At 69.0% G+C, this 12,816-nt stretch carries 11 protein-coding genes; all 11 read left to right on the top strand.

Annotated features, from left to right (window positions below; all coding sequences use genetic code 11):
- Window positions 1-41 precede the first annotated feature (41 nt).
- The 11 genes from adhP to AC1RIF_RS08620 all read left to right on the top strand — a co-directional run bounded on the left by adhP (window position 42) and on the right by AC1RIF_RS08620 (window position 12,811).
- Window positions 42-1,067, top strand: a complete 1,026-nt coding sequence (adhP, locus tag AC1RIF_RS08670; RefSeq protein WP_492600957.1) for an alcohol dehydrogenase AdhP — start codon at window positions 42-44, stop codon at window positions 1,065-1,067.
- Entirely contained in the window at window positions 1,064-1,594 is a 531-nt protein-coding gene (locus AC1RIF_RS08665) for a DUF779 domain-containing protein (protein WP_492600956.1), read from the top strand. Before adhP ends, AC1RIF_RS08665 begins: the two co-directional genes overlap by 4 nt.
- 45 nt (window positions 1,595-1,639) lie before the next feature.
- On the top strand, window positions 1,640-3,052 hold the full coding sequence (locus tag AC1RIF_RS08660) for an ethanolamine ammonia-lyase subunit EutB (RefSeq protein ID WP_492600955.1): 1,413 nt from the start codon (window positions 1,640-1,642) through the stop codon (window positions 3,050-3,052).
- Complete coding sequence (gene eutC, locus AC1RIF_RS08655) at window positions 3,049-3,801, top strand: ethanolamine ammonia-lyase subunit EutC (protein WP_492600954.1); 753 nt, start codon at window positions 3,049-3,051, stop codon at window positions 3,799-3,801. Before AC1RIF_RS08660 ends, eutC begins: the two co-directional genes overlap by 4 nt.
- Window positions 3,802-3,840: 39 nt before the next feature.
- Window positions 3,841-4,407, top strand: coding sequence for a hypothetical protein (locus tag AC1RIF_RS08650; RefSeq protein ID WP_492600953.1), 567 nt, complete (start codon window positions 3,841-3,843; stop codon window positions 4,405-4,407).
- A 63-nt stretch (window positions 4,408-4,470) separates the two neighbouring features.
- Window positions 4,471-5,124 carry a YoaK family protein gene (locus AC1RIF_RS08645; protein ID WP_492600952.1) on the top strand — a complete coding sequence of 218 codons (654 nt, stop codon included), beginning with the start codon at window positions 4,471-4,473 and terminating at the stop codon, window positions 5,122-5,124.
- Window positions 5,125-5,245: 121 nt separating this feature from the next.
- The gene (locus AC1RIF_RS08640) at window positions 5,246-6,571 is read left to right on the top strand and encodes an MFS transporter (protein WP_492600951.1); all 1,326 of its coding nucleotides are present in this window, start codon (window positions 5,246-5,248) and stop codon (window positions 6,569-6,571) included.
- A gap of 154 nt (window positions 6,572-6,725) precedes the next feature.
- Window positions 6,726-8,378 (top strand): AMP-binding protein, encoded by a 1,653-nt coding sequence (locus AC1RIF_RS08635; protein WP_492600950.1) that lies wholly within the window; start codon window positions 6,726-6,728, stop codon window positions 8,376-8,378.
- 18 nt (window positions 8,379-8,396) lie between these two features.
- Window positions 8,397-10,046 carry a sigma-54-dependent Fis family transcriptional regulator gene (locus AC1RIF_RS08630; protein WP_492601341.1) on the top strand — a complete coding sequence of 550 codons (1,650 nt, stop codon included), beginning with the start codon at window positions 8,397-8,399 and terminating at the stop codon, window positions 10,044-10,046.
- A gap of 106 nt (window positions 10,047-10,152) precedes the next feature.
- Window positions 10,153-11,652, top strand: a complete 1,500-nt coding sequence (locus tag AC1RIF_RS08625; protein ID WP_492600949.1) for an aldehyde dehydrogenase family protein — start codon at window positions 10,153-10,155, stop codon at window positions 11,650-11,652.
- A 46-nt stretch (window positions 11,653-11,698) separates the two neighbouring features.
- On the top strand, window positions 11,699-12,811 hold the full coding sequence (locus AC1RIF_RS08620) for an NDMA-dependent alcohol dehydrogenase (protein ID WP_492600948.1): 1,113 nt from the start codon (window positions 11,699-11,701) through the stop codon (window positions 12,809-12,811).
- Window positions 12,812-12,816: the final 5 nt, after the last annotated feature.

Genomic DNA, 12,816 nt, shown 5'->3' with positions numbered 1-12,816 from the left:
CTCACGGCGGGCGCCGTGCTCCACACCACCCGGAGGTTCTCATGACCGAGACGATGAAGGCCGCGGTCGTTCGCGAGTTCGGCAAGCCCCTGTCCATCGAGGAGGTGCCGATCCCGAGGCCGGGCCGCGACCAGGCGCTCGTGAAGGTTCGCTCGAGCGGTGTCTGTCACACGGATCTACATGCAGCCAGAGGGGATTGGCCGGTGAAGCCGTCGCCGCCGTTCATTCCGGGCCACGAGGGCTACGGCGAGGTGGTGGCCGTGGGGGAGGGAGTCACCGAACTCGCGGTCGGTGATCTCGTCGGCAATGCGTGGCTGTGGTCGGCGTGCCTGGAGTGCCGGTACTGCCGCACGGGCTGGGAGACGCTGTGCGAGAAGCAGATCAACGGTGGCTACAGCATCGACGGTTCGTTCGCGGAGTACATGCTCGTCGACTCGCGCTTCGCGGCGCGGGTGCCGGCAGGTGCCGACCCCATCGAGGTCGCACCCGTCCTGTGCGCGGGTATCACCGTCTACAAGGGCCTCAAGGTCAGCAATCTCATTCCGGGCCAGTGGGTGACGATCTCCGGAATCGGCGGACTCGGGCACGTCGCGGTGCAGTACGCCGTCGCGATGGGTCTGCGAGTGGCGGCGGTCGACGTCGCCGATTCCAAACTTGCCCTCGCGGCACGCTACGGCGCCGAGGTGCTCGTCAACGCGTACGAGGACGACCCGATCGAGAAGATCCAGAAGGTCACCGGTGGCACCGACGCCGTCCTGGTGACGGCGGTCAACCCGGCCGCGTTCGGTCAGGCGATCGGCATGGCCCGTCGCGGCGGCACCATCACCTTCATGGGCCTGCCGCCGGGCGACTTCCCGGCGCCGATCTTCGACACCGTCCTGAAGGGCCTGACCCTGCGCGGGTCGATCGTCGGCACCCGCCAGGACATGGTGGAGGCGCTCGACTTCTATGCGCGGGGCACGATCCACCCCACCGTCCACACCCGCCGGCTCGAGGACATCAACGACATCTTCGACGAACTCGATCGTGGGATGGTCGACGGCCGCATCGTCCTGGACTTCGCGTGAACACCGTGCCTCCCCGGGTGGTCGTGACGGCGGCCGCGGCCGCCTTGCTGCGGCATCTCGCCGACGTCCACGGTCCGCTGATGCTGCACCAGTCCGGGGGGTGCTGCGACGGATCGGCGCCGATGTGTTTCCCGTCGGGTGAGTTCGTCGTCGGTGACCGGGACGTGCTGCTCGGCGTCCTCGATCTGGAACTCGGGGTGGGCGAGACCGGGACGACCGAACCGCAGGACGACGCCGCGGTCCCGGTGTGGATCTCGGGACCGCAGTTCGATGCGTGGAAGCACACCCAACTGGTCCTGGACGTGGTGCCGGGGCGCGGTTCCGGGTTCAGTCTCGAGGCGCCCGAGGGCGTGCGGCTGCTGAGCCGGGGCCGGGTGTTCGACGGCGGCGAACTCGCCGCGCTGGCGGGCGCGACCCCGGTGCGCGGTGCAGACTGGGAGCAAGGCGTGCGCCCTGGGCCGGCATCGCACCCACTCGTCGTGGGTGAGGCGGCCGACGCATGCCCCACACCCACCCGTCAGGCGTGACTCGGTGGCGCAGGTACTCGCGGTGACGGCCGGGGAGGTACGCGAATGACATTCCACCGCAAGCGCATCGCCGGTGTGACGTACACCTTCGAAGGCTTGGTCGACCTCATGGCGAAGGCGACCCCGCTGCGTTCGGGTGACGAGCTGGCCGGGTGCGCAGCCGAATCCGACGCCGAACGTGCGGCGGCGCAGTGGCTTCTCGCCGACCTGCCGCTCGCGACGTTCCTGAACGACCTGGTGGTGCCGTACGAGGACGACGAGGTGACCCGCCTCATCGTGGACTCCCACGACCGCGTCGCGTTCGGTGCGGTCTCGCACCTGACGGTCGGCGGGTTCCGCGACTGGTTGCTGGCGACGACCGCGACACCCGATGCGGCCGCGACCCTCGCCGCCGTCTCGCGGGGCCTGACCCCGGAGATGGTGGCCGCGGTCAGCAAGATCATGCGCAACCAGGACCTGATCGCGGTGGCGCGTGCGATCACGGTGACGTCCGGCTTCCGGACCACGATCGGGCATCCGGGCACTCTCGCGACGCGTCTGCAGCCCAACCACCCCACCGACGACCCGCGTGGTATCGCGGCCGCGATGCTCGACGGGCTGCTGATGGGCTGCGGTGACGCGGTGATCGGCGTCAATCCGGCGACCGATTCGCCGCACGCGACGTCCGACCTCCTGCACCTGCTCGACGAGATCCGTCGGCGCTACGACATCCCGGTGCAGTCCTGCGTGCTCTCGCACGTCACGACCACGCTCGACCTCGTGAACACGGGTGCGCCCGTCGACCTCGTCTTCCAGTCGGTGGCGGGAACCGAGGGCGCCAATTCCGGTTTCGGCGTGAACATCTCGCTGCTGCGCGAGGCCGACGAAGCGGGGCGGTCCCTGCGCCGCGGCACCGTCGGCGACAACGTGATGTACCTCGAGACCGGGCAGGGCTCGGCGTTGTCGGCAGGCACCCACATCGGGACCGGTGGCCGACCCGTCGACCAGCAGACGCTCGAGGCCCGCGCCTACGCCGTGGCGCGGGACCTCGAACCGTTGCTGGTCAACACCGTCGTCGGTTTCATCGGGCCGGAGTACCTGTACGACGGCAGACAGATCGTGCGGGCCGGACTCGAGGACCACTTCTGCGGCAAACTGCTGGGTCTGCCGATGGGTGTCGACGTCTGCTACACCAACCATGCCGAAGCCGATCAGGACGACATGGACAACCTCCTCACCCTGCTCGGCGCCGCCGGAACGGCCTTCGTCATCACCGTTCCCGGTGCCGACGACGTCATGCTCGGGTACCAGAGCCTGTCGTTCCACGACGCGCTGTACGTCCGGCGCGTGCTGGGGCTGCGCCCGGCGCCCGAGTTCGAGGCGTGGCTGCAACGTCTGGGGATGGCGGACGCGGACGGCCGGATCCTGCCCGTCGACGTCGAATCGTCGCCGCTGCGGGAACTGGCGACGGGCCGATGAACGACTTCTGGGACGAACTGCGGCGCAGCACGCAGGCACGGATCGGCCTCGGCCGCGCCGGCGATGCGCTGCCCACCGAGCGGGTACTCGAGTTCCGGGTCGCGCACGCCGCCGCGCGCGCCGCGGTGCACGAACCGCTCGACGTCGACGCCTTCGCCGCGGCTGTCGCGGGAGTCGGGCTCGGCACACCGGCCGTCGTGCGCAGTCTGGTGCACGACCGCGCCGAGTACCTGCGTCGCCCCGACCTGGGGCGGGTGCCGGAGACGCTCGATCCGGTGGCCCGGGCCGACGCGGACATCGGCATCGTCCTCGCCGACGGGCTGTCCCCGCGCGCGCTCACCGACCACGGTGTGCCGCTGCTGGGGGCACTCGCCGAGGCGTTGTCCGACCGGTACCGCATCGCACCGCCCGTCGTCGCGACCGGCGCGCGGGTGGCACTCGGCGACCACATCGGGGCTGCGCTGGGAGTGCGCACGGTCATCGTCGTGATCGGCGAGCGTCCCGGGTTGTCCGTGGCCGACAGCCTCGGGATCTATCCCACCCACCGGCCCGGGCCCGGCCGCTCCGACGCCGATCGCAACTGTGTGTCCAACATCCACCCACCCGACGGCCTCGGCTACCGGGACGCCGCGCGGGTGGTGTCAGCGCTGGTCGACGGCGCGCACCGGCTGGGACGTTCGGGGGTCGCGCTCAAGGACACCTCGCGCGCGGACCCGCTGGCGTCCCCGCCCACCATCCGCGAGTTGTAGGTTTCCTGTCGGACCTATCGCACACACGAGGAGAACACGATGGCCTTCGCTGGCAACGTCGACGAACTGGCACTGCTGCAGACGATCCGGTTGAAGGGCCGGGTGACCGCCGACGTTCTGGCCGCACAGCTCGGCGTCGCTGCCGCGTCCGCGGAGGCGGCGCGTGACGCGCTGTTCGCGCAGGGCAAGGCGGAGGAGACCGGCGACGGTGCGTTCGCACTGACCGACGCCGGCGTCGCCGAACTCGGAGACCAGCTCGACGCCGAGCGCGTGTCGATCGACGAGGACTCGATCGCCGAGATCCACGAGCGCTTCCTCGAACTCGACGCCCCTCTCCGCGAACTCGTCGGCGCCGGTGACTCCGACCTCGATGCGCTCGCGGCGCTCGACAAGAAGGCGCAGGACGTGTTCGACGACGTCTCCGCGTTCGTGCCACGCCTGTCGCGCTACCAGGACCTGTTCGCCGAGGCCCTGCAGAAGGCGAAAGCCGGCGAGACGGAGTGGGTCGCAGCTCCCGACGTCGCGTCCTACGCCACGGTGTGGGGCGAGATCGCGCGGGAACTGCGCGGCGCGTGCGGCCTCGACGAGGACCCGGCCGTCGCCTGACGGCCCGCCACGGCGACACACGAACCCGCCCGGGCCTCGCCCGGGCGGGTTTATCGTCGGTGGGTGGTCGTCCACTACCCACGGGGTCTGCTCGTCGTCGCGGTATTCCTCTCCGGCATGGCCGGATTCGTGGACGCGTTGGGGTTCATCACCCTCGGCGGCTTCTTCGTGTCCTTCATGAGCGGCAACTCCACCAAGCTGTCGGTCTCGGCGTCGGACGGTCTGATGACAACGGCGCTCACCGGCGCCGGGATCGTCGCGCTGTTCGTGGTCGGTGTGATGATCGGGTCGGCGACGGGCCGTCGTGCGGGCATCCGTCACCGGCCCGCCGTGCTGTCCCTTGTGACCGCACTGCTGCTCGCGGCCGCGACGGCCCACTTCATCGGCTGGACCCCGATCGCGATCTCCTTCATGGTGGTAGCGATGGGCGCGGAGAACACCACGTTCGAGCGTGAGGGTGAGGTGAGCATCAGCCTCACCTACATGACCGGCACCCTGGTGAAGATGGGGCAGCGGCTGGTCACCGCGCTCTCGGGCGGTGAGCGGTGGGGATGGGTGCGGCACTTTCTGCTGTGGGCGGCGATGATCGTCGGCGCCTTCCTGGGGGCGACCGCTCACCGATTCGTCGGACTGGATGCGCTGTGGTTCGCGGTCCTGTGGGGTGCGGCCTTGACCGTGGCGATCTCTCGGATGCCGCCACGGACGAAGCACGGTTGAGTGACGGGCGTCACCCCTACCCCCTTTTCGGGGGTGGTCGGTCAGTGACGCGGATCACTACCTTTCCTCGCAGTCGCTGACGCCGATCGGGGCGTCGCGCACGACTCGAGAAGAGGGATCCATGACGACTGTGTCGCCATCGGTCGGCTCGACGCTCGCCACACCTCCGCGCACCGGCGTGGGCAGGGTCGCGATCGCGAGTTGCATCGGAACGACGATCGAGTTCTACGACTTCTTCATCTACGGAACCGCTGCCGCACTGGTCTTTCCGACGGTGTTCTTCCCGGCGCTCGGTTCCACCGCCGGCACGGTCGCGTCGTTCGCGACCTTCGCGGTGGCGTTCATCGCCCGACCCGTGGGCGCAATGCTGTTCGGGCACTACGGCGACCGGATCGGGCGCAAGAAGACGCTCGTCTCGACGCTGTTGCTGATGGGTATCTCGACGCTTCTCATCGGCCTGCTACCGGGGGCCGAGACGATCGGTGTCGCGGCGCCGATCATTCTGGTGCTGCTCCGCTTCGGCCAGGGATTCGCGGTCGGCGGCGAGTGGGCGGGCGCGACCCTGCTCACCGCCGAGTACGCGCCGCCGGACAAGCGCGGCCTGTACGCGATGTTCCCGCAGCTGGGCCCGGCCATCGCCTTCGTGCTGTCGAGCAGCACCTTCCTCATCACCGGCGCCGTTCTCGGTGACGCGAACGAGGCGTTCCTCACGTGGGGTTGGCGGGTGCCGTTCGTGTTCTCCATCGTGCTGGTCGGCATCGGGCTGTACATGCGCCTGGCCATCGAGGAGACCCCGGTGTTCCGGGCCAACCAGGAGAACGACGCGGCCGCCGACGGTCCCCGGACGCTTCCGTTCCTCGACGCATGGCGGCATCAGACCAAGGAGATCCTGCTCTCCGCGGGCGCGCTCGCGACCCTGTTCGCGTTCTTCTACATGGGCACCGCGTTCCTCACCAGTTACGGAACCAAGACCCTCGGCTTCAGCCGGCCGTTCGTGCTCGTGGTCGGCATCGTCGCGGCCGTCGTGTTCGGTGCGGCCATCGTCGTCTCGGCGCTGTACTCGGACCGGATCGGCCGCCGCCGGGTCATCATGTTGTCCTGCGTGCTCGCGGTGGTCTGGGCGCTGGTCCTGTTCCCGATCCTCGACACGGGGTCGTCGGCTGCTTTCGTGATCGGGATGTGCGTGACACTCGCGATCTTCGGGATGGCCTACGGACCGTGCGGTGCGCTCCTGCCGGAGATGTTCCACACCCGCTACCGCTACACCGGAGCCGGACTCGGCTACAACCTGGCCGGCGTGCTCGGTGGCGCGATCCCGCCGCTGATCGCGGCGCCGCTCGCCTCGGCCTTCGGCAGCTTCGCGATCGGCCTGATGCTCGCGGTGCTCGGCATCGTCAGCTTCGTGTGCACCAAGGCCCTGGTCGAGACGAAGGACCGCGCACTCTGAACGCCTGACAGTCGGGGGTGTTCGAACTCTGAACAGTTGTCGACACCCCCGACCGTCGACTATGTCCTACATCACACTCGAGCGAGTACGTTGGGGGAGCCTGCACCGCCGGGCTTTCCCGTGGGTGCCGGAAGGCGTCCGGAGAGGAAACGCGATGACCACAACTTCGCTGTCAGGGTCCCTGCCGAGCTACGCCTCGGGGACGTGGGACGCCCCCATGCTGGGCGACACCATCGGTGACAACTTCGACCGCACGGTTGCGGCGCACGGTGACCGCGACGCGCTGGTCGACCGTGGTTCGGGGCGCCGCTGGACCTACAGCGAACTGGCGGCCGACGTGGACGCGGTCGCGTCGGGTCTGCTCGGGATCGGAGTCGTGAAGGGCGACAGGGTCGGTATCTGGGCGCCCAACTGCGCGGAGTGGACCCTGGTGCAGTACGCGACCGCGAAGATCGGTGCGATCCTGGTCAACATCAACCCCGCGTACCGCTCCCACGAACTGCGGTACGTGCTGAACCAGGCCGGGATCCGCGCGCTGATCGCGGCGCCGTCGTTCAAGACGTCCGACTACGCGGCGATGATCGAGCAGGTCCGGCCCGAGTGTGCGGCACTCGAGTACGTGCTGCTGCTGGGATCGCCGCGGTGGGAGTCGCTGGTGGCCGACGGGAGGGCCGCACTCGCCGAGAGTCCCGAGACGCTCGCGCGGGCCCAGGCCGCGCTGTCCGCCGACGAGCCCATCAACATCCAGTACACCTCCGGGACAACGGGATTCCCGAAGGGTGCGACGCTCAGCCACCACAACATTCTCAACAACGGATACTTCGTCGGCGAGCTGTGCGGCTACACCGAGCAGGACCGGGTGTGCATCCCGGTGCCGTTCTACCACTGCTTCGGCATGGTGATGGGCAACCTTGCGTGCACCAGCCACGGCGCCGCGATGGTGATTCCCGGTCCGGCGTTCGAGCCCGGCGCGACGCTGGCGGCGGTGCAGGCCGAGCGGTGCACCTCCCTGTACGGCGTGCCGACGATGTTCATCGCCGAACTGGCCGACCCGGACTTCGAGACCTACGACCTGTCGAGCCTGCGCACCGGGATCATGGCGGGCTCGCCGTGCCCGGTCGAGGTGATGAAGCAGGTCATCGAACGAATGGGCATGAGCGAGGTGTCGATCTGCTACGGCATGACGGAGACGTCTCCGGTGTCGCTGCAGACCCGCCGCGACGACAGCATCGACCAGCGGGTTTCCACCGTCGGGCGGGTCGGCCCGCACCTCGAGGTCAAGATCGTCGACCCGGCGACGGGGCTGACGGTGCCGCACGGTGAACCGGGTGAACTGTGTACCCGCGGCTACTCGGTGATGCTGGGCTACTGGAACAACCCGGAGAAGACGGCAGAGGCGATCGATGCGGCGCGGTGGATGCACACCGGCGACATCGGGGTGATGGACGCGGACGGCTACGTCGCGATCACCGGCCGGATCAAGGACATGGTGATCCGCGGCGGCGAGAACGTCTACCCGCGCGAGATCGAGGAGTTCCTCTACACCCACCCCGACATCCTCGACGCCCAGGTGATCGGGGTACCCGACCCGAAGTACGGCGAGGAACTGATGGTGTGGATCCGCCTGCGTGAGGGTGCGCACCCGCTCGACGCGGAGAAGGTGCGGGCGTTCTGCACCGGACGCCTCGCCCATTACAAGATCCCGCGGTACGTCCACCTCGTCGACGAGTTCCCGATGACGGTCACCGGGAAGATCCGCAAGGTCGAGATGCGGGAGATGTCGCTCGAACTGATCGATCACGTCTGATCGGAGGATCCAGTAGTGGTGCACGGTTTACGGCCGGAAATCGAATTGTCCTGGAAGCGTTCGAAGCTCAGCGGGATCGACCCCGCCCGGGTGCCCGAGCCGACGCTACTCGACCCGTCGGACTCGGCCGGCCGGTTGCTCCGGGCGGCCCGCCCGGTGCTCGACGATCTGCGGGTGCAACTGTCCGGCACCGGGTGCGGAATCCTCCTGGTGGACCGGGACTGTCGCGTCGTCTCACGGGTGTTCGACTCCGATGCGATGAAGGCTGCGATGGAGGGTGTCGGGGTGCTACCCGGTGTCGCACTCTCCGAGGAGACGTACGGCACGAACGCGCTCGGAACCCCGCTCGAGGTGCGGCAGGGCATCGTCGTCCACCGAGACGAGCACTTCCTCGAGTCGTTCCGTCAGTTCAGCTGCTACGGTCACCCGATCGTGCACCCGGTCACCCGCCGGATCGAGGGCATCCTCGACATCACCGCGACGGGGACGACGGCGAATCCGCTGTTCGTGCCCTTCCTGGCCCGCGCGGTCGGGGACATCGAGGCCCGATTGCTCGAGGGGGCGCGCGAGTCGGACCGCCGCGTGGTGGACGCGTTCCAGCGCGCGGCCCGGCAACGTGGACTCGCGGTCGCCGCGATGGGGCAGGACATCATGCTCACCAACAAGGCCGCGGTCGAGATGCTCGCACCGAGCGATCACGCCGCGCTGCGGGCGCTCGCCGCGGACGTCCCGACGGGGGAGACCCGGACACTGGACTTCGCGCTGTCGACCGGCGGGAGCACCGGCCTGCGGATCGACCGCGTCGCCGGCGCCGACAGCGGGGCGCTGTTCCTGCTCGACGTCGGCGACCCGAGGGCGCCGGTACGGCGTACCTCGACCGCGCAGGACGCGACGTCGCGGCTGCGGCGCAAGTTGCGTGAGCTACGGGCCGGCGCCGGATCGCTCGCCGTCGTCGGCGAGCCCGGCAGCGGTCGGACATGGGCGGCGCGGCAGTTCGCCGACGGCGCCGTCGACGCGCTCGCGGTGGTCGATGCCGCGCACATCGTCGGGCAGGGGGAGCACGAATGGTCCGCCGGACTGCTCGCGGTGGTCGCGCGCGGGCCCGGGTGCGTGCTGATCGAGCACGTGCATCTGGCACCCGAGCCGGTGCTGGCGCTCGTCGCTTCCCTCGTCGCGAACTCCGGGGGTCCCCGGATCGTGCTCACGAGCGATCCGGTCGACAGCGTGCGGCCGTCCGTGCGGGATCTGCTCGCGCGCTGTGGGAACCAGGTGAGTGTCCCCGCTCTCCGTCAGCGGATCCGGGAACTCGACAGCCTGGTTGCGCCTCTCGTGAGCGAGCTCGGGCGCGCGGATCTGCGGCTCGGGCCGAGTGCGCTCGCCGCTCTGTCCGAGCACGCGTGGCCGGGCAATCTCGTCGAACTCCGGGCCGTGCTCGCGGGCCTTCCGGACAAGTCCGACGGCACGCCGATCCGGGTCGAGGACCTTCCCGACGACTACCGCGCGTCGGGCAAGGTGGCGCGACTCGGCGGCCGCGAGCGGGCCGAGCGCGACGCGATCGTCGAGGCATTGAACGAGAGTGGCGGGAACAAGGTGCATGCCGCGGCGCGGCTCGGGATCAGTCGCACCACGCTCTACAGCCGGATCCGCGCACTCGACATCACCGTCTGAGCGAGTTGCTCGCGCGGCTGTCCAAAGCTTGAACAGTTGACGGCCGACCTCCCGAAGCACGATGGATGTGTTGCACATCACAGACAGAACTGCAGGAGGTTCGGGCATGACAGTCGTTGCCGAGCAAGCCGTTTCGCCGCGGGTTCGTGAGTTTCTCTCCGGCACCAAGCAGCTGTACATCGACGGTGAATTCGTCGATGCGGCGTCCGGTCGCACGTTCGTGACGCACGATCCCGCGACCGGTGATCGTCTCGCAGACGTCGCGTACGGCGAGGCCGCCGACATCGATCGCGCCGTGCGCGCCGCTCGCCGCGCGTTCGACGAGGGGCCGTGGGCCTCGATGAAGCCGAACGAGCGCGAACGGCTGATCTGGCGGGTCGGTGACCTGCTCACCGAGCGCGCCGCCGAGTTCGGTCAGCTCGAGGCGCTCGACAACGGCAAGTCCGCCGCGATCGCGTCTGCGGTCGACGTCGCGTGGGCGGCGGACGTCTTCCGCTACTACGCGGGCTGGGCCACCAAGATCGAGGGCAGCACGGTCAACGTGTCGATGCCGTTCGTGCCCGGCGGCGAGTTCCACGCGTACACGCTGCGGGAGCCGGTCGGCGTGTGCGGGCTGATCGTGCCGTGGAACTTCCCGTTGCTGATGGCGTCGTGGAAGCTCGCGCCCGCGCTCGCGGCAGGCAACACCGTGATCCTCAAGCCGGCCGAGCAGACCCCGCTCACCGCGCTGATGCTGGCCGAGGTCTTCGAGGAGGCCGGGTTCCCGCCGGGCGTGGTCAACATCGTCCCGGGCTTCGGTGACGCCGGTGCCGCGCTGTCCGCGCACGACGACGTCGACAAGGTCGCATTCACCGGCTCGACCGAGGTGGGCAAGAAGATCGTCGACGCCGCCAAGGGCAACCTCAAGAAGGTCTCGCTCGAGCTCGGTGGCAAGAGCCCCAACATCGTCTTCGCCGACGCGGACTTCGATGCGGCTGTGGCGGGTTCGCTCAATGCCTGGCTGTTCAACCACGGTCAGTGCTGCGTTGCCGGGACCCGCCTGTACGTCGAGGACAGCATCTTCGAGCGTTTCACCGAGGCCGTCGCGGACGCCGCGAGCAAGGTCAAGATCGGCCCCGGGCTCGACCCCACCACCGAACTCGGACCGCTCGTGTCGCAGGAGCAGTTCGATCGCGTCACCGGTTACCTGCGCGACGGCCTCGCCGACGGAGCCCGGGCATTGACCGGTGGCAAGCGCTGGGGCGAGACGGGCTACTTCGTCGAGCCGACCGTTCTCGTCGACGTCAAGCCCGAGTTCAGCGTCGTGCGGGAGGAGATCTTCGGACCCGTCGTCGCGGCGATGCCGTTCGACGCGGACGAGGGCATCGTCACCGCCGCCAACGACTCCATCTACGGCCTCGCGGCCGGCATCTGGACCCGGGACATCTCCAAGGCGCACCGCACCGCCCGACGGCTGAAGGCCGGTTCGGTGTGGGTGAACCAGTACAACGGCTTCGACACCGCGATGCCGTTCGGCGGCTACAAGCAGTCCGGCTGGGGGCGGGAACTCGGCGCGTCGGGCATCGACGCCTTCACCCAGACCAAGGCCGTCAACATCGCGCTCTGACCGGGGTATACCCCGACAACCACCCGAGATCGAACAAGGAGAACCCATGAAGACCAAGGCCGCTGTTCTGCTCGAGGCCGGAAAGCCGTTCGAGATCATGGAACTGGACCTGGACGGCCCCGGTCCGGGCGAGGTCCTGATCAAGTACACCGCCGCGGGACTGTGCCACTCGGACCTGCACCTCACCGACGGTGACCTGCCTCCGCGCTATCCCATCGTCGGCGGGCACGAGGGCTCGGGGATCATCGAGGAGGTCGGCCCCGGCGTCACCAAGGTCAAGCCGGGCGATCACGTGGTGTGCAGTTTCATCCCCAACTGCGGGACCTGCCGGTACTGCGCGACGGGCCGACAGAACCTGTGCGACATGGGCGCCACGATCCTCGAAGGCTCGATGCCCGACGGGACGTTCCGGTTCCATTCGGGCGGAAAGGACTTCGGCGCGATGTGCATGCTCGGCACGTTCGCCGAGCGCGCCACCATCTCGCAGCATTCGGTCGTCAAGGTCGACGAATGGCTGCCGCTCGAGACGGCCGTCCTGGTCGGCTGCGGGGTCCCGTCCGGCTGGGGGACCGCGGTGTACGCAGGTGACGTGCGCGCCGGCGACATCGTCGTGATCTACGGAGTGGGCGGCCTCGGTATCAACGCCGTTCAGGGCGCGGTGCACTCCGGTGCCAAGTACGTCGTCGTGGTCGACCCCGTCGAGTTCAAGCGCGAGACGGCGCTGAAGTTCGGGGCGAGCCACGCGTACGCCTCCGCGGCCGAGGCGGCCGAGAAGGTCAACGAGCTCAGCTGGGGACAGGGCGCCGACGCCGCGCTGATCCTCGTCGGCACCGTGGACGAGGACGTCGTCTCCGCGGCGACCGCCGTGATCGGCAAGGGCGGCACCGTCGTCATCACCGGGCTCGCCGATCCGACGAAGCTCACCGTCCACGTCTCGGGCACCGATCTCACGCTCAACGAGAAGACGATCAAGGGCACGCTGTTCGGCTCCGCCAACCCGCAGTACGACATCGTGCGACTGCTCCGCCTGTACGACGCCGGTCAGCTCGCACTGGACGAACTGGTCACCACGCGCTACTCCCTCGAGGACGTGAACCAGGGCTACCAGGACCTTCGGGACGGCAAGAACATTCGCGGCGTGATCATGCACGCGCAGTAGGACGC

Source organism: Prescottella sp. GW823-FHT02E09 (assembly GCF_058797375.1).
This window is presented reverse-complemented; position numbering and strand designations above follow the sequence as displayed.

Excerpts from the sequence above, each read along its gene's own strand:
- AC1RIF_RS08640 (WP_492600951.1), top strand. The coding sequence starts at position 5,246 with ATGACGACTGTGTCGCCATCGGTCGGCTCGACGCTCGCCACACCTCCG.
- adhP (WP_492600957.1), top strand. The coding sequence starts at position 42 with ATGACCGAGACGATGAAGGCCGCGGTCGTTCGCGAGTTCGGCAAGCCC.
- AC1RIF_RS08635 (WP_492600950.1), top strand. The coding sequence starts at position 6,726 with ATGACCACAACTTCGCTGTCAGGGTCCCTGCCGAGCTACGCCTCGGGG.
- AC1RIF_RS08650 (WP_492600953.1), top strand. The coding sequence starts at position 3,841 with ATGGCCTTCGCTGGCAACGTCGACGAACTGGCACTGCTGCAGACGATC.
- AC1RIF_RS08625 (WP_492600949.1), top strand. The coding sequence starts at position 10,153 with ATGACAGTCGTTGCCGAGCAAGCCGTTTCGCCGCGGGTTCGTGAGTTT.
- AC1RIF_RS08620 (WP_492600948.1), top strand. The coding sequence starts at position 11,699 with ATGAAGACCAAGGCCGCTGTTCTGCTCGAGGCCGGAAAGCCGTTCGAG.
- eutC (WP_492600954.1), top strand. The coding sequence starts at position 3,049 with ATGAACGACTTCTGGGACGAACTGCGGCGCAGCACGCAGGCACGGATC.
- AC1RIF_RS08660 (WP_492600955.1), top strand. The coding sequence starts at position 1,640 with ATGACATTCCACCGCAAGCGCATCGCCGGTGTGACGTACACCTTCGAA.